Here is a 17,572-nt window from a genome sequence, read left to right as displayed (position 1 = left end):
CCTGATTCGCACGAAGAGCCTCAATTAAAGGGAATATGTACCGACACCACCGTGCCCTCGCCGGGCTTGCTGTGGACCGTCATCTCGCCGCCCAGGCTGAGCGTGCGCTCACGCATGCCGAGCAGGCCAAAACCACCGCTGTTCTGTGAGGCGTCGAATCCACAGCCGTCGTCCCCCACCTCCAGGACCAGATGCCGGCTGATCCGGCGCAAGCGGATCCACACATGGGTTGCCGAGGCATGGCGGGCAATGTTCGTCAGCGACTCCTGAACAATCCGGAAGAGACCGGTGGCGCGGTCATCGTCGGGTATGACCAAACCGGCATCCACATCGACCAGACAGGGCAGACCGACATTCACTTCAAACTCACCGGAAAGCCAGCGCAGGGCGGCCGCAATCCCGAGGTCCATGGCGGCCGGCCGCAGCGTGGTCGCGATGCCTCTGACCACTCGGATGGACTGGTCAACGAGCCCCTTGAGTCGGCATGATTCGTCCACAAGCCGCGGATCACCGGCCCGCTCACCCAGCACCGCCAACCCCATGCGCAGTGCGGTGAGATTCTGGCCCAGCTCATCATGCACCTCACGGGCCATTCGCCGACGTTCGTCTTCCCGCACCATTTCGGAGTGGGTCGCCAACTCCCGCAGGGCCGTACGGGAGTTCTCTATCTCCAGTTCCTTTTCCTTCATTCCGGTGATATCCACGCCGACACCGGTCCACACCACTTGCCCATTGATGCGCCGGGGAATCGCCCGCAAGCTCACCCAGCTGTCCCGTTCACCACACAGGCGCCCGATCCACTCCAGTTCGCCGAGCGTCGCCTCGCTTTGCGCCACGGCCGCCATGAAGGCTTCCTGGTCATCCGGGTGCAGGCAATCGAGGATGGAGTGAAAACCCGACTCGAGTTCGTCGGCGTCCATTCCACACAACAGCCGCACGCTGCGATTCACGTAGAGCATGCGGATGCGCCCCCCGGGCTCGCGCTGAAATTCAAAGGCAATTCCGGGCATGCTTTCGGCCATGCCCTGGAAGCGGGCATCCCGCTCCTCGATACGGCGTTGCTGGCGGCGGTACTCCGTGATGTCGTGGGCTTCCATGAGCAGATGCTTGATCTGACCATCCTCAGCGGGAATCGGTCGCATGGAAAATTCATGAACGACTCTTTCCCCCTTGCGATCCATCGCCTGTACCTCAAAGCGTACGCTCTCCCCTGCCGCAGCGCGCGCCACGCCCCTGGACAGAATGCCCGGCGTGCCGTCCACCTGGGCGGCGGCCCCCACCTCCCAGATTGGCACCCCGATCACCTGTGCCGGCATCACGCCGAGGAATTCGGCACTTCGGTGATTGAGGGCCACAAACCGTCCCTCCCGGTCCAGCAGGGCCGTGTAATGGAACAGGGAATCGAAGAGGACCCGGAACGAGCTCTCGCTTTCCATCAGCGCCGCTTCCGCAAGCTTGCGGTTCGTGACGTCGATCCCGGACACTTGAACCCCCTCGAGCAGGCGCCCCTCCCGGTATACCGGCAACAGGCTCCACTCCACCCACAGACGCCCTTCCTTGGGATGTCGTATGGGTAAGGTCAAATCTATCCGGCGTGGATGGGCGGCAAGCTCCGCGAGCGTGGCCTGAAACTCATGCAAGGCATCCGGCCCATCGATCTGCCGGCACATCAGCTCGCCCCAGCGTTTTCCCACCATGCCTTCCTGACTCTCTCCGAACATCTCGGCACATGCGCGGTTGGCATAGATCAGCGTAGTGTCAGGCTGCCAACGGCATACCATGTCGCGCTGGATATCCAGGAGCAGGCTTCGCACCTCCTCGCTCTCCCGTAGCAAGCCCTCGATCTCCTTCTGGTGCGAGATATCCTGAACATTGACAAAACGCACACTGACTTGACCATCTGGCCGGTAAATCACGGTCACATCGACCAGAACGGGGAAGACCGAGCCATCCTTGCGCAGATGCATGGATTCAAAGCGGTACTGACCCACTTCGTGGGCCCGCGCAATGTGGGCAGTCAGGCCCTGCCGCTCTGACGGCGCGAACATGTCGACGATGGAGCGGTCAATCAATGCCTCCCGCTCATACCCATGCATGCGGGCAAAGGCCGGATTCACATCCTTGAGCAGAACGCCCTCTGCATCTCCTACCGCAATCCCCCAGGCCGCATTCATGAAAACCTGCTCCCAGCAGGCCAGTTCATGGTCACGGCGTGCGCGCTCACTACAGTCATCAAGCGCTGCAATCACCTGGCGCTGCCCGTCGATGTCGACACATATCAGGCGCACATCGACCTGCAACGGGGGGGCATCCCCCCGCCGGGCCAGGCAACGTACCTGGCGCTCACTCCCCGCCGTGCATTCGCGCAGGAAGGCCGCCACCGACGCATCGTCGACAAGACTGCTCAGCCCGCTCACGTGATCCGACCGTGCAGACAGGCAGAACAGGGCTTCGGCCTGGGTGTTGAGCAGCTCAACCCGGCCATCGGCCGACACCGTCAGCAATGCGGAAGGTGCGTGGTCGAGGATCGCCTCATACTTGCGCCGCTGCCGCCGCAGGGCCCCGGCCAGGGGAAACGCCGTGCGGTAAAGCGCCCAGCCCCCCAGTGCAGTCATTCCGCCAATCAGCCACACGGCTGTCCACAACCAGCTCAGGGTGGGCTCCATGAGCTCGTTCAAGTCCACCTTTTCGACGATACCGAGGCTTCGTCCGATGGACATGTGGGCCGCCTTCACCTGCACGCCCCGGTAATCCGGCGCAATGATCACGCCATTCTCGCCATTCAGGGCCCGCGTCATGGGTATGGACGTACGCCGAATCTCCACCGGGGCGACGAAGGCCGCCGCAGCAAAGCGGCTGGGCAAGCACTGGGAACGATCGTTGATACGAGCGCAATAGACGACCTCGCCCGTTCGTCCGAATGAAACCAGGCCAAACAGACCGGTATCCGCACCACCCAGTTCGACAACTGCCGATACGCGTCCCAGGCGGCCGTCGCGGTAGCGCACCGGACGAGTCAGCATCAGCTTGGGTGATGCCTCCCAGATCAGGCTGACGCCCTCCCACTCCAGGGGCAGGCGCAAGCCTTCGCTCAGCGGGATACCGTAGCTCCACTTTCCCCCCCCTTCACGCTCGGCGATCAAGGCCGCGGGCGGCCTCACACCACCGACGCTCCGATAGCGGGACAACAAGGCCGCACCATCGTCCGCAGCCTCCCCGGCGACGAGACGGTCGAGCGTCATGCCGAGATCGACGCGCGCCAACTCCAATCCTTGATTGATTCGCGAAGCGCGATCCACCACCCGCGCCAGCAGGGCTTCATCATAGGCCTCGAGCATGGCCCTGGCCGTCAGGCTCACCCCCGCCACACCGACGAACAGGGATGACAACAGGACGATCACCACCCCGATCATGGTCAGGCGACGATCATCCCGATCACGATAGAAGGCACACCAATCCCCCCTGTGCATTCCGACCCCCGCCAGCGCCAGCGCCAGCATGACCAGCGCCAGCGAGGTGGAGACCGGTTGCACGCGACCGTCCGACAGGCTCAGACCGACGGCGCAATCACCCAGCAGCAGGCTGAGGATGGTCATCAGTGCAATCGCCAGGACCCCCAGAGTGGCCAGCTGGGCCAGCAGTGACCAGGCCAGGACGAGCCCGGCGACAGCGACACCCGCCGCCACGAGAGCCAGGGAAGAAGCCAGACTCATGCGGCCCGGCCATTCCGGAAGCGTCATCCAGCCGTGGACGGTCAAAAGGCCTGCGCAGCCATCAAGCACCAGCAGGGTCGCGAGAACAAGGGCAAGACGTTGCCGCGACCGCTGAGCCGAGGCAGCGGCAATCACCGCAATCCCCGCCAGCATCAACCCGCCCCCCGCATGGGGCCCCGTCAGATACCCCCCTGGAAGCATCTGCTCCAGCGGAAGAATGGCAGCCAGCCCCCCGAAGAGGATGAGAAGACCTGCGACAAACCGGTGCAGGCCCGCCAGCCTGTCCAGGAGGCGAATGCCACTCATGCCTGCAGTCCTCCGCCGCCGGGCACAGAACGTCCTCCCATGACCCGCGCCGCAAACGCCACCGCCTCCGCCGGTGCCACCGGTCGGCTGAAGAAATACCCCTGCACGAAGTCGCATCCGCACTCCTGCAGGAAAGCAAGCTGCTCCGCGGTCTCCACGCCCTCGGCGACGACCTGGATATTCAGGTTGTGGGCCATCGAGACAATCGCCCGGACGATGGCCGCATCGTCCTGGTTGGTCGACACCTCATCCACAAAGGAGCGATCGATCTTCAGCACGTCCACCGGAAACTGCTTCAGGTAGCCCAGCGACGAATAACCGGTACCGAAGTCGTCCACCGCGATATTCACGCCCAGACCCTTGATCTGGTTCAGGGCACGTGCCGTCGCCAGGGGGTCCCGCATCAGCACGCCCTCGGTGATCTCGAGCTCCAGCAGCTCGCCTTCGAGATCGGTATCCGCCATTGCCGCACGGACCAGGCGAGCCACGTCCATGTACTCGAACTGCTGGGCCGACACATTCACCGCCACTGGCAGGGCCACCTCACCGGAATCACGCCACACGCGGATTTGCCTGCACGCTTCGCGGATCACCCACTCACCCAGATGGGCGATCAGCATGCTGCGCTCGGCAATCGGGATGAACTCACCCGGCGACACAACCCCCCGCTGCGGATGCCGCCAATGCACCAGGGCCTCGAAGCCCGTGACCTGGCCGGAGAGCAGCGACACCTTGGGTTGGTACTGCAGGAAGAGTTCGTCGCTGCTGATGCCATGGCGCAGATCCACCTCCATCTGCAGATCCATGTTGAAGCGCTCGTCCATGTCGGCGGTGTAGAACTGGTAGCCATTGCGACCCTGCTCCTTCGCCCGATACATGGCCACGTCAGCCTTGCGCAGCAGCTCATCACCATTGTCGTGATCGAAGGGGTAGACACTCACCCCAAGGCTTGCAGTGACGTAGATCTCCCGGCTCTCAACGACAATCACTCTGCCCAGGGCCACAACCATCTTTTCGACAATGCTGACCACGTCGTTCACAGTGCTGAGGCCGGGCAACAAGGCGATGAACTCGTCGCCCCCCTGCCGCGCCAGCGTGTCGCTGTTACGCAGCACCTCCCGCAGGCGGCTGGCCACCTCCAGCAGGACCTGGTCGCCATGGGCATGGCCGAGGGTGTCATTGATGCGCTTGAAGTTGTCCAGGTCCAGAAAGACCACTGCCATCAACCTGCGCTCACGCTTGGCTCCAGCGATCGCCTGCTGCAGCCGGTCGCGCATCAACAGGCGATTGGGCATGCCGGTCAGGGCATCGTGGGTCGCCTGGAAAGACAGGCGATCCTCCATCATCTTGCGTTCGCGGATATCCCGGGCGACGGACGTCCAGTACTCAAAGACGCCATTGGCGTCCTTGTGGGTCATGATCACCTGCCAGGTGGAGATCTCCTCGCCACTACGACTGCGCCAGACCGTTTCGCCCTCCCACACACCATGCTTCTCCGCCTGCATCAGGGCGCGGTTGCGGATGAACTGGGCGACGGACTTGGGGTGGTGATCCTCCAGGGACTCGCTTGAAATATCCTCGTTCAGGCCGATTCCCAGCATGGTCCGGCCATAGGGATTGAGGTAGAGATTCCGCCCTTCCCGGTCGGCCACGGCAACGGCATCGCCCATCCGTTCGATGATGGCCAGCAAGCGCGCGTTGTGGCTGGTGGCCTCCTTCTCCACCGAGATGTCGCTGATCATCAGCAACAGGGGGCCCAGCGTACCGTCAGCCGCGTCGACCAACGCTGCCGCAACCCGGACCCAACATTGCTGCCCGTCCTTGCGCAGCATCTTGATCTCTTCAGAGTAGCGGGACAGGCGGCCCTCGCACAAAGCCAGGATGTCCCGTGCCACACTCAGACGCTGATCGGCGGGAAACAGGCTGCTCAGGGCCACTTGCTCGAGCTCCCCGGGTGCGTAACCAAGCAGTTCACCGAGGAAGGTGTTCACCCTCAGCACCTGCCCGCCGCAGTCGACAAAGGCCATTCCGGTGGGGAAATCATCGAAGGCATGGCGGAAGATCCGCTCGCTCTTCTCCAGGGCCTTCTGCAGGGCCCGCTGGTGGCTCACATCCCGGGAGATCCCGCGATAGCCCATGAATCGCCCGTCCTGCTCGAAGTAGGGCGCGGCGTTGGTCTCCATCATGCGCAACTCGCCGGAGCGGCTGCGGTTGGTATGGTCCAGATGCAGCAAGGGCTCCCGGCGGACCACCACTTCCCGGACCAGCGAACTGAGCTGGCTGGCATCGGCCTCGGTCATGAAGGAAAACAGGCTCCGCCCCAACACCTCATCGGGCCGGTAGCCAAGCAGATCCATGACCCGATGGCTGGAATAGGTCAAGGCGCCCGCCGGATCCATCTCCCACACCCAGTCAGCCGAGTTGTCGAGGAAGCTGCGTACCCGCAGTTCGCTCTCCCGCAACTGACGGTGCATCTGGATCCGCTCACTGACATCACGCATGGTGGCGATGACACACCGACGCTCATCCAGCATCACCGGACTGAGCGCAATATCCACCGGAAACTCGCTGCCGTCACGACGACGTGCGTACAGCTCCTGGCCGCCGGCCATGCTCCGGGACCGGGGCATCGCCATGTAGCCCATGCGCTTTCCATGGTGAGCCCCCCGGTAACGTTCCGGCAGCAACACTTCGATGGGCAAACCCTGAACGCTCACCTCCTGATAGCCGGTCAGATTGCTGAACTGGGGATTCACCCGCAGGATCACACCATCTTCGCTGACCAGGATCACCCCATCGGGCGACGACATGAAGATGGCCTCCATCTCCTCGCCCTTGCGCGCCGCGATCTGCTCGGCGGCAAGGAGACGGCGGTGCGGCTCGCGGATCATTCCGCCAATCAGCGTCCGGTACAGCAGGAAATAGCCCAGCACCTTGTAGAGGTGTCCCATCAGGATGAACACGTCGTTGTGTCGGGTGTAGGCAACGAAACAGCACTCGCTGGCAATCAGGGTCAGCAGTGCCGCGGTCATCCCCCTGCGGGAATAGGGCGCAGGCAAAGCACCCCGCCGCCTTTCCTGCAGCAAGGCCAGGCCGAGGATGGCGATGACCACGCACTCCAGCACGATCTTCAGACGTGTCAGCCCACCACCCCAGAACAGCCTGGGGTAGGCATCTGCCAGCCAAGCCACACCCGGAATGAGCACAATGGCGGAAACCAGCACTGCCACCAGCATTCCACGCTGCATGCGGGCGCTGCCGTGCTTCGACCAATCGAGGGAAACACTGATCAACAACCCCGCAGCCATCACCAGCCGGCCGGCAAGCCAGAAGGCAATGGACTTTGCATCCTGATTGGGGGTGAGCCAATCGGGCATGCCGGGGAAGGACAGAAGGTGGGCAACATCGAGCATTGCCACCAGCAGGAACAGCCCGCCCACGTGGGAGCCCGCCTGGGAGCCGCTGATCACCAGGGCATTGCGCCCGACCATGAAAAGCATCGCCGATACCGTCACCGCCAGGATCTCGAGCACCGTGTGGAGGGCAACCCAGCCATGACCGAAGGAGAAGGAGGCCGGGGCGAGCAGCAGGATCGCCACCAGACCGCATCCCCAACTCAGGGTCCACGTTCTCAGCGTCGAGAAAAAAGGGTTCAGCGGTGCGACCTGCATGTACAGGATTCCTGATGACTTCGATTGATCGGAGCAGTGTTGAAATGGACAGAAGCCCCGGAAAATACCACTACAAGCTGTAGGGGAAAAACTACATTTTCAGCCTCAGGCTTAATGCCGCCGGCCAAAAGCTCTTTCCGGACAGGGTTTTATGACGTCAGCCTCAGAACAACGACGGTGCGCCGACCGCCCTCCCGCTGCTCAACCCGCTCGCACAGCCCGCGCAGCAGGAGCAAGCCTCGTCCTGCGCCGTCCTGGCCGGGGTCGCGCGGGGTTCTCCCGGGATCAAAACCCGCGCCACAATCCTTAACATCGATCTCGATGAAGTCCGGCTCGGAAGCCGCCCGGATCTCGATCTCCACCCACCCGGCCTCCAGCCGCGCCAGACGCTCGGCACGCAGGCGGTAGTACGCGTCAAAGCCCTCCGCACCTCGAGCCTTCAAGCTTGACTCAAGACCCAGCACACCATGCTCGATCGCGTTGGAGAGCAGCTCGGAGAGCACCACCGCCGCCCGTGGATCGCCCTCGAGGGCATCAAGCCCCAGGGCGGCGAACATGGCCAGAACCTGCCCGGCACCCGGGCTGGCACGCAACTGGCGGGGCAGAAGGACAACCCGGCCCAGCACTTCACCGCGGGCGTCCATGCCAGCTTCCAGCGCCGCCTCAGGCGCCGGCATCGTGGTCGCGGCCTTCAGGCGCATGACCACCAGAGAGGCATCATCGCCGGTAGGGCACGTCAGGCGGGCGTCCCAGAGCCGATGAACAGCGCCCGGCGCCGCGTCGGGCCTCAGGTGCTCCGCCAGCAAGCCATCCAGTTGATCTGTCCCGAAAGCCTCGGTGAACCCGTCGGTCCACAGCACCAGCTGCTCACCGGCCACCCAGGGATGACTGTAGGCATCGCGCTCGAAGCGCTCGCCTTCGAGTACGCCAAGGGGAGGGAGCTGCGACGGAAAGCGCGCCGACACACGTCCATCGGGCCCGACCAGCACGGGCGCAGGCAAGCCACAGTTACATATCCAGAGCATATTTCGGTGTCGGTCCACCTGGATCAGCGCGCCGGAAATGAAGCGCTCGCGGGGCAGCATCTCCCGCAACTTGAGGTTGATCTCGGCAGCGATGAGATCAGGACCGAAACCCTTCTGTGCCATCGCCCGAAAGATGCTGATCGCCGGCAACAGGCTGACGGCCGCCGCGAGCCCATGCCCCATGGCATCGGCCACGAAGAGATGAAGCCGCTCACCCTCCTCCTCGATCACCATGGCATCCCCGGAACTGACGGAGGCTGCCTCCGAATGGACCTCGATGCAGGGGAAGGCGTCTGCACTGCGGCGCAGGCCGAGCTGCTCCATGAGATGGCGGGCCAGGCGCTGTTCGCGCAGCATCTCGTCGGCCACCCGCCTGGAATGCCTGTCCTGGGCAATCGCCATCCGGAAGGAACTCAGGCGCGCCGTCAGGATCTGGGCGTCCACCGGCTTGCTGAGGTAGTCGTCGCCCACGTCAATCCACTGGGCCCGACTCTCCCGCTCCCCGAGCCCCGACAGAAAGACCAGTGGCAACCAACGCTCGCCGGCCAGCGCCTTGATCCGGGCAGCCGCCGAATAGCCGCCCATCCCGGGCATGACCACATCCATCAACACCACGTCAACATGTGCCCCGGCGAAGAGCCCCAGGGCCACCTCGCCGCTGTCCGCTTCCAGGGGAAGATGTCCCGCGGCGCGCACCAGGGCCGACACCACGAGCCGGGTGGTCCGGTCATCGTCCACGATCAATACGGTTAATACCGGCAGGGGGAGCGCAAGATCAGGATGCATGACAGCCCTCCAGGGGCGGCCGGGGCCTGCCCGATGCCCCACTCACAGCCCCCGCGGCGAGGATGCCAGCGGCAACGAATACCAGTTCATCCCGACACACCGGCTTCACCAGGTGGGCCACAATCCCGGCGGAATCCCGCTGGGCATCCCGGGGTCGCAACTCGCCACTGCTCATCATGACGACAGGAATCTGCCGCCAGCGCTCGCGAGTGGCCAGCAAGGCCGCCAGCTCGAAGCCGTTCATGCCCGACATGCGGGCGTCAAGCAGCAGAAGGTCACAGGGGAGCCGTCCTTCGGCGGATTCGATCCACACCAGGGCTTCGGCCGCCGAAGCAAATGACTGCAGCACGGCACCCTTTCGCCGCAACAGATCCGTGAGGATCCGGCGATGGGTGGCCTGGCCGTCCACCACCACGATCATCCGCCCCTCGAACACGTGCTGGTAGTCAGGTGGCTGCAGCTCCGGGCAGCTGCCGAAGCGCGCGGTGAAATGGAAGGTGCTGCCCTGGCCTTCTGCGCTCTCCAGCCACAGATCGCCATCCATCATGCTCACCAGATGACGGCAGATGGCGAGGCCCAGGCCGGTGCCGCCGTACTCCCGGGTGGTGTGCTCTTCCGCCTGCATGTATTTCTCGAAGATCCGCTCGTGGCGCTCGGCCGGAATGCCGATGCCGGTGTCCCTGACCGAAAAGTGCAGGGCGAGGCCATTGCCCCCTGCCCCCTGGGAGTCCGCCGAGACCTGGATGAAAACCCCACCGGACGCAGTGAACTTCAATGCGTTGCCCAGCAGATTCCATAAGATCTGGCGCAACCTCGCCGAATCGCCAATCACCACCGAAGGCACCTCCGGCGCAATCTCGCAACACATCTCCAGCCCCTTCTCACGGGCGGCCGGCGCCATTGACTTGGCCACCTGACAGAGGGTCTTGCTCAGTTCAAAGGGCAAGGCCTCGATATGCAACTGGCCGGCCTTGAGACGAGAGAAATCAAGCACGTCATTGACAACGCCACGCAGGCTTTCGGCCGAGGTCTTGAGGATGTCCAGGTACTGGCGCTGAATGGGCTCAAGGTCTGTGGACAGGATCAGCTCGACCATGCCGAGGATTCCGTTGAGCGGTGTGCGGATCTCGTGGCTCATGTTGGCAACGAAGGCACTCTTGGCACGACTGCCATCCTCGGCGGCCTGAAGGGCCGTCCGGAGCGCCTCCTGGATCAACACTCTTTCCGTCACGTCGCGCAGGGACGCAATGACGCAGCCGCGCCCATCCAGCACCACCGGGCTCAGGGACACCGCCGCCGGAAACTCGCTGCCATCCGCCCTGCGGGCGTGCAGATCCTTTCCCGACGCCATTCCGCGGGTCCGCGGCGCGGCCATATAGCCCGCCACCTGCTGTCGATGCATGCCCCGGAAGCGCTCAGGCAGGAGCATCTCCAGGTTCTGCCCCAGAAGCGCCTCCGGCGTGAAACCGGTCATCTCGACGAGCCGGGGATTGACCTGAAGAATGCACCCCTGATCATCGGCCAGCAGAATGCCGTCCGGGGCAGCCATGAACATCGCCTCGAGGAGTGCGTAGCGCTGCCTTGCGGACGCCTCGGCGGATCGCGATGCCGCGAGTTGACGCCGGGCGTCCCGCAGGCGCCGCGCGAGCCACGAACAGACGCCCATGAGTACGCCAATCAGGACAGCCCCTCCGGGCATCAGCCATGGGGTCTCCGTCATGAACATCACCAGCGCTCCAGGCGGCATTCGAGCATCCTCAGGGCCCCTCAGCGCAAGGCGATGATCGCCTGGATATTGGCGATATCGAGAATTTCGCGGACAACCCCCTTGGCATGGAGGAGCGTCAAGCTGCCACCTGTCGGCCGAATATCCGCCTGGAACTTGAGCAGCATGCCGAGGGCGCTGCTGTCCAGATAGACAACATCGTCCAGATCCACCTGAAATTCGGACACCCCGTCCATGGCGTGCGCACGCTGAGCGGCCGCATGGAAGGCGCCGTACAGGTTGTAGTCGAAACGACCGCGGGGGCGGATCAGACAGACATGGCCGACACGCTGCACCTCGACGCCATCGGCACCGGAAGGTGCGGCATCGCTCACGAGCGACCTCCCTCGGGCAAAGCCCCCTGGCCGAGCCCATCCAGCAGGGCCATCTCCTCGACGGACAGCACCCGGGGCACATTGAGGATGATGATGAAACGTCCCCCGACCCGCCCCATCCCGTCGATGAAGTCGGTACGCACCCGGGCACCGAAGCCCGGGGGTGGTGTCATGTCGGACAGGGGAATATCGATCACCTCATTGACCGCATCCACCACCACGCCCATGTCGCGGCAGCCGTCTTCTTCGGGCTGCTCGATGATGATGATGCAGGTCCGGCGCCCCACGCCGGTAGGCTCACCGCCGAAGCGGGCGGCCAGGTCGATGACCGGCACGACAGCACCGCGCAGGTTGATCACACCACGGATCGACGGCGGCATCATGGGGATCTCGGTCAGGCTGCCATACTCGATGATCTCCTTCACATGCAGGATGCCGATGCCGAAGATCTGCCCTTCCAGCGAGAAGGTCAGGTACTGACACGGACCGGCCGCCTTGCCCGCGGATGAGGCGCTCGCAGCCGGCAGGTGGGACACATGCTCCATCCCGATCTCCTCAGAAACGCACGAAATCGAGCTCGGACTCGACAGGCTGCAGCTTCGCCTGACGCCCCCTATGCTGCGCACGGGGACGCACGGCGGCCGCGGCGGGTGCCCGGCTTCCTTCACCCGCACCAAGGCGGAAGAAGTTCATCAGCTGCTGCAGCTGCTCGGCCTGCCCACCCATTTCTTCGGACGTGGCCGCCAGTTCCTCCGATGCCGACGCGCTCTGCTGGGTCACCTGGTTGAGCTGATTCATGGCGCTGTTGATCTGGGCGATGCCACCGGACTGCTCCGCCGAGGCTGACGCGATCTCCTGTACCAGCTCGGACGTCTTGCGGATGACGGGCACCATGTCATCGAGCAGGCTGCCTGCCTTCTCGGCCTGCTTCACACTGGAGCTGGCGAGGCCACCGATTTCCTGGGCCGCCACCTGGCTGCGCTCGGCCAGCTTGCGCACCTCGGCCGCCACCACGGCAAAGCCCTTCCCGTGCTCGCCAGCCCGGGCCGCCTCGATGGCGGCGTTCAAGGCCAGCAGATTGGTCTGATAGGCAATGTCATCGATGATGCCGATCTTGTCGGCGATGGCCTGCATGGCACTCACGGTATCCTTCACCGCACGCCCCCCATCCTGAGCCTCGTCCGCCGCCTTGCTGGCCATGCCATCGGTGACCCTGGCGTTCTCGGTGTTCTGGCTGACGCTGGCCGATGCCTGCTCGACGGTGGCAGAAATCTCCTCGACGGAGGCCGCCTGCTCCGACGAACCCTGGCTGAGGGACTGGGCCGTGGCCGAGACCTGCTCCGCCGCCGCCGACAGGGTGTCGGCCGAGCTGCGCACCTCCCCGATGATGTGGGCGAGCTTGTCCACCATGCCCTTCATGGCTGCCTTGAGCTGCCCCATCTCGTCCTTGGAATCCACCTCGATGTGGACGCTCAGATCGCCTTCCGCCAAGCGATTGGCCGCCTCCACGGAGTCGGCGATGGGCCGGGTGATGGAGCGGGTGATCCACACGCTGAAGGCCGCGGCAAACAGGAAGGCCACCACCGCCAGCACCAGGATCTGGGTGCGTGCCGACTCAGCCATGACCCCGGCCCGACGTCCCTCCTCGGCCATCAAACCACCCTGGAAGACAATCAGCTCATTGACCGCCTTGATGTAATCGCCCTGGCTGCGCCGCACCGACTGGACCAGGAAATCCGTTGCCTCATCGCGCTTGCCCGCCTTCTGGAATTCAAGGAAGCGATCCTGATCCGCAATGTAGATCCGGCGCGTTTCCAGTGCCGCATCCAGGCGAGCCTTGCCCTCCGGCGAGCGGATGGTTTCCTTGAGCCGGTCGAAGGCCTCGGCGATCTTCTTGCGTGCCTCGATGAGGCGCTCAAGTTCCTTCTGTGCCTCCTCCGGCGTCCTGACCAACAGGGAGTTGCGCATGGCCCGGGCGATCACGTTGATGTTGCCGAGAATGTCATTGGCCTGGACCGTCTTGGGATACTTGTCCTCCGTGATGTCTTCAATCGAAGCACCGAGCTGACTGATCCGGACATAGGCGACACTCGCCAGGATCACCATCATCAGCACGGTCAGGCCGAAGCCTATGGCGAGGCGGGTACCGATCCGCAGATTCTTGAACATTTCCCTGATCTCCATTGAGTGTTATCGGTCCATGCTGACGCTGGTCAGCAGGCGTTTCTGCTCGCCACCCGCGGCGATCCGGACGATGGCATCCACATCCAGGATCAGCGCAACATCCCCGCTGCCGAGGATGGTGGAGCCGGCGATCCCGCGCAGATTCCTGAAAAGGGTGGCGAGGGGTTTGATGACGGTCTGGCACTCACCCTGCAGCGCATCCACAACGATGCCGACCTTGCTGCCGCCGCTCTTCACGACGATGACGTTCTCCCGCGTCGGGCCGGGCCCGGCGATCTCGAAGAGCTCGCGCAGACGGACAAAGGGGAGCACCTCGCCACGCAGATCCAGGTAGTCACGCTCCCAACTGCCACCACGCAGTTCGAGACACTCGACGACGCTCTCAAGGGGCAGCACGTAGGAGGCACGTCCAACCCCGGCGAGAAATCCATCGATGATGGCCAGGGTCAGAGGGAGACGAATATTGAAACAACTCCCCTGCCCCTCCACCGAACTCACCTCCACGGTCCCCCGCAAGGCCTGGATGTTCTTGCGCACCACATCCATGCCGACCCCGCGGCCCGACAGATTGGTGACCTTGTCCGCCGTGGAGAAGCCGGGCTCGAAGATGAGATTGCAGATCTCGTGATCGGCCAGCTCGGCACCCGCCTGTACGATGCCGCGCTCGATGGCCTTGGCAAGGATGCGCGCCCGGTTCAGCCCGCCACCATCGTCACTGACCTCGATCAGGATGCTGCCGGAGTCATGGGCGGCATGCAGGCGCAGGCAACCGCGTGCGGGCTTGCCCCGGGCCTGGCGCAGATCGGCCGACTCGATACCGTGGTCCATCGCATTGCGCACGAGGTGCATCAGCGGATCGCCGATCTTTTCCACCACCGATTTGTCCAGCTCGGTCTCGCCGCCGCTGACCACCAGCGCGACGTCCTTGCCCAGATCCCGCGAGACATCACGCACCACGCGTTGAAAGCGGTTGAATGTCTCGCCGATCTGCACCATGCGCAGCTGCAGTGCGGAATCGCGAATGCTCTCGACCAGCCGGGACAGCATCGAGGTCGACTCCACCAGGCCAGCCTGACCGCTGCTCCGGGCCATCAGATTGGCCGCCGCACCGGCAATCACCAATTCGCCGACCAAGTCGATCAACTGATCGAGCTTCTCGGCCTGAACGCGGATGAGGCGCGCATCGACCGCCTTGCGCTCGGCGACCGACTTCTGCTTTGCTGCAGCCGCCTCGACGATCTCGGTCTGGACCTGATTGCTCGCCACGAGGATTTCGCCGAGGGGCTGGGCCGGGGAATCACCGCAGTCCGCACCCTGCGCCTGCAGGGCCAGGCCACGGGCCAGTTCCTCCGCGGTCAGCGCGCCGCAGCGGAGCAGGATTTCTCCCAGGCGCAGGGTCTCCTCGGGCAGGCTGGCAATCAGGTCAATGTATTCACTGACCCGGCTGTTGGGTGGAAGGATGCGCAGCTCGCAGTCGTCCTGCACGAACTGGAAGACCTGCTCGATGGCGGCCTTCCCGGCTTCACTGCGCAGGCTGATCTCAAATCCCAGGTAGCAACTCTCCGGATCCATGTCCGCCGGTTCGGGCATGCCATCCACCAGGGTTGCCAGATGGACGATGTCACCCAGCCCCTGCAGATAGCGCAGGAAAGCCAGCGGGTCCATGCCGTTCCGCAGCACGTCACGACCGAATCGAATGGAAACATGCCAGCAGTCGTTCATCGCTGCGGCGTCTCCGTCCCGCAGCAGGACACCCTCTTCAGTCCTTGACAGCGCCACCGGGTGCGGGCCGGCAGCCTGCCCGGCCATGTTCCGCAAGGCAGTCACAAGCGCATCACCTTGCGCATCGAGTGTCGGGTCCGGATCGATCATGCCAACCTCGACGCGTTTCACCAGGGCGTCCAGGTGATCACAACACCGCAGCAACAAGCTCACCAGCCCCACGTCAGCCGAGATCTCCAGGTTGCGCAGACGATCAAGCAGATTCTCGAGTACGTGGGTGAAGGCTTCAATGCCGGTCAGCTCGACGATGCCTGCCGCCCCCTTGATGGTGTGGGCGGCACGGAAGATCCCGTGGAGGATCTCCGGGTCCGGATCGCCCTGCTCCAGGCGCAGCAGCCCCGCCTCCATCTCGTCGAGACGCTCCCGGGCCTCCTGCACGAATACGCCATGGATATCATCACTCATGGGTCTGTCTCACTGTCCCTGCCCGGCCGAAAGCACCATCGGCTCACCGAAATAGGCATCGAAGTTGTAGAAAACCAGAACATCACGGACTGCGGCCGAGTGGCCGCACAGGCGGACCGTCCGGCCCAGCCGCAAGCCCTCACGCCGCACCAGCACGAGCAACTGGAAGCCGGCGCTGTCGAACTCATCCACTCGCGACAGATCCACCTCCAGCACTGCGCTGCGGTGCAGGGCTTCCATCAGGCGAAGCTTGTTGTCCACCGCGGTGTAGATGCACAAGGGCCCTTCGATGGTCAGCGTGGTGCTCGCCTGTCCAGTCATCGTCTGCTCCTAGAAGAGTTCAACCGTCGGCAGCGTCTCGGTACGCGGCGCGCTCTGGCCCAGCGCCTGGCGGTGGTGCTGACGCTGGGAATCCATGACATAGCTGTCGAAGATCCGGTCCAGGCTGCCCACCAGGGAACGGGCCTCGAATGCGGCATCGTCGGCCCGCTCAAGGCGTTCGCTCAGGTGTGAGAAATGGGCATCCAGATGATCGAGGGTGGCCGACACCTGCTCCAGTTGCTGACGTGTCAGATCCTGGAACTGCACACTCGCCATCGCATCCATGAATTGCAGCTTGAGCTCACGACTGGTATGACCGATGGACAGGGCGACCCGGGTCTGGCCTTCAATGAGCGCACCGTACTTCTCGTTCAGGCCATCCAGCTGGGCCGCAAAATGCTGCAGGCGGCCCTTCTCTTCATCGATCTTGTCCTGGGCAATCTTGTCGCGGAACTGACTGTTGATGGCGTCGGCCACCCCGACAATCCCCTGATTGATCTGCTCGACCGCCTTGTCGGTCTCGCCGGAGAGCTTGCGCACCTCGTCCGCAACCACCGCAAAGCCCCGCCCGGCCGCTCCGGCACGGGCCGCCTCGATGGCGGCGTTGAGCGCCAGGAGGTTGGTCTGACTGGAGATGCTGCGGATCAGCTTGACCAGACGGCCCAGGGACTCGGCCTCGGCGGTCACCTCCACCACACGGTCGCGGTCGCGGGCGGACTCCTCCATGCGGAAGGCGATATAGGCGTTCATCGAGGCAATCAAGGCCTTGTTGTTGTCGATCTCGCGGGCCGAGTCGGACGCCGCCCGGCCCGAATCAACAACGGAATCGGCGACCAGTTGATCGAGCTCGGAGATCTTCCCGTCGATGTCCGAGAGGCGCTGCACGATGGCCAGGGCCGCGCCCTCGGTTGCCCCCACCACCGACTCGAGCTGCTGGCGCAAGGCGACGGTGAATTGCCGGACCTGGACAATCTCTGCCACCACCCACTCGCCGGCCTCGCGGCGGCTGCGCGCAGCGTCGCTCTCCACCGGTTCGGACGCGGCACCGAGGAAGGCATCCCGGAACAGAGCCCGTGAAAACGTGGCCTGGGCCAGATTGGCGACAAGCACGATGAGCATGGCCCCGCAGGCCTCGGCGACCGGCAGCCCGAGCCCGATGGCTTCACTGAGCCGGTGCATACCCGCGCTGCCGACGAGCACGACCAGGCCGGCCCCCAGGGCCGTCAGCAACGCAACCGTGATGGCCCTGGCCAACAAGCGCGACGTCATCATGGCCGGC

Annotated in this window: 10 protein-coding genes; all 10 read right to left on the bottom strand. The window is 64.1% G+C overall.

All coding sequences use genetic code 11. The features are described 5' to 3' along the window. Positions 1–20: 20 nt before the first annotated feature. The gene (locus L6Q67_RS08115) at positions 21–4,019 is read right to left on the bottom strand and encodes a PAS domain S-box protein (RefSeq protein WP_296567896.1); all 3,999 of its coding nucleotides are present in this window, start codon (positions 4,017–4,019) and stop codon (positions 21–23) included. After that, positions 4,016–7,618: an EAL domain-containing protein gene (locus L6Q67_RS08110; protein WP_296567891.1), complete on the bottom strand. Its 3,603-nt coding sequence runs from the start codon at positions 7,616–7,618 to the stop codon at positions 4,016–4,018. Before L6Q67_RS08110 ends, L6Q67_RS08115 begins: the two co-directional genes overlap by 4 nt. A 221-nt stretch (positions 7,619–7,839) precedes the next feature. Continuing rightward, complete coding sequence (locus tag L6Q67_RS08105) at positions 7,840–9,501, bottom strand: SpoIIE family protein phosphatase (protein ID WP_296567887.1); 1,662 nt, start codon at positions 9,499–9,501, stop codon at positions 7,840–7,842. Continuing rightward, positions 9,491–11,221, bottom strand: a complete 1,731-nt coding sequence (locus tag L6Q67_RS08100) for an ATP-binding protein (RefSeq protein ID WP_296567885.1) — start codon at positions 11,219–11,221, stop codon at positions 9,491–9,493. Before L6Q67_RS08100 ends, L6Q67_RS08105 begins: the two co-directional genes overlap by 11 nt. Positions 11,222–11,268: 47 nt before the next feature. Beyond that, the gene (locus L6Q67_RS08095) at positions 11,269–11,601 is read right to left on the bottom strand and encodes an STAS domain-containing protein (RefSeq protein ID WP_296567884.1); all 333 of its coding nucleotides are present in this window, start codon (positions 11,599–11,601) and stop codon (positions 11,269–11,271) included. Beyond that, positions 11,598–12,146, bottom strand: a complete 549-nt coding sequence (locus tag L6Q67_RS08090) for a chemotaxis protein CheW (protein WP_296567882.1) — start codon at positions 12,144–12,146, stop codon at positions 11,598–11,600. The genes L6Q67_RS08095 and L6Q67_RS08090 overlap by 4 nt, the downstream gene beginning before the upstream one ends. Positions 12,147–12,156: 10 nt before the next feature. Then, positions 12,157–13,770 carry a methyl-accepting chemotaxis protein gene (locus tag L6Q67_RS08085; RefSeq protein WP_296567880.1) on the bottom strand — a complete coding sequence of 538 codons (1,614 nt, stop codon included), beginning with the start codon at positions 13,768–13,770 and terminating at the stop codon, positions 12,157–12,159. Between the two features lie 21 nt (positions 13,771–13,791). Then, complete coding sequence (locus tag L6Q67_RS08080) at positions 13,792–15,972, bottom strand: chemotaxis protein CheA (protein ID WP_296567878.1); 2,181 nt, start codon at positions 15,970–15,972, stop codon at positions 13,792–13,794. Positions 15,973–15,981: 9 nt separating this feature from the next. After that, complete coding sequence (locus L6Q67_RS08075; protein ID WP_296567875.1) at positions 15,982–16,293, bottom strand: lipid asymmetry maintenance protein MlaB; 312 nt, start codon at positions 16,291–16,293, stop codon at positions 15,982–15,984. A 9-nt stretch (positions 16,294–16,302) separates the two neighbouring features. Further along, positions 16,303–17,565, bottom strand: coding sequence for a methyl-accepting chemotaxis protein (locus L6Q67_RS08070; protein WP_296567873.1), 1,263 nt, complete (start codon positions 17,563–17,565; stop codon positions 16,303–16,305). Positions 17,566–17,572: the final 7 nt, after the last annotated feature.

Source organism: Zoogloea sp. (assembly GCF_023150065.1).
Taxonomy (GTDB): Bacteria; Pseudomonadota; Gammaproteobacteria; order Burkholderiales; family Rhodocyclaceae; genus Zoogloea.
The sequence above is the reverse complement of the archived record's forward strand: the minus strand, read 5'-3'. Positions and strand labels throughout refer to the sequence as shown.

Coding starts and splice junctions, on each gene's coding strand:
- L6Q67_RS08115 (WP_296567896.1), bottom strand. CDS start 4,019: ATGAGTGGCATTCGCCTCCTGGACAGGCTGGCGGGCCTGCACCGGTTT.
- L6Q67_RS08105 (WP_296567887.1), bottom strand. CDS start 9,501: ATGCATCCTGATCTTGCGCTCCCCCTGCCGGTATTAACCGTATTGATC.
- L6Q67_RS08100 (WP_296567885.1), bottom strand. CDS start 11,221: ATGACGGAGACCCCATGGCTGATGCCCGGAGGGGCTGTCCTGATTGGC.
- L6Q67_RS08090 (WP_296567882.1), bottom strand. CDS start 12,146: ATGGAGCATGTGTCCCACCTGCCGGCTGCGAGCGCCTCATCCGCGGGC.
- L6Q67_RS08085 (WP_296567880.1), bottom strand. CDS start 13,770: ATGTTCAAGAATCTGCGGATCGGTACCCGCCTCGCCATAGGCTTCGGC.
- L6Q67_RS08080 (WP_296567878.1), bottom strand. CDS start 15,972: ATGAGTGATGATATCCATGGCGTATTCGTGCAGGAGGCCCGGGAGCGT.
- L6Q67_RS08075 (WP_296567875.1), bottom strand. CDS start 16,293: ATGACTGGACAGGCGAGCACCACGCTGACCATCGAAGGGCCCTTGTGC.
- L6Q67_RS08070 (WP_296567873.1), bottom strand. CDS start 17,565: ATGATGACGTCGCGCTTGTTGGCCAGGGCCATCACGGTTGCGTTGCTG.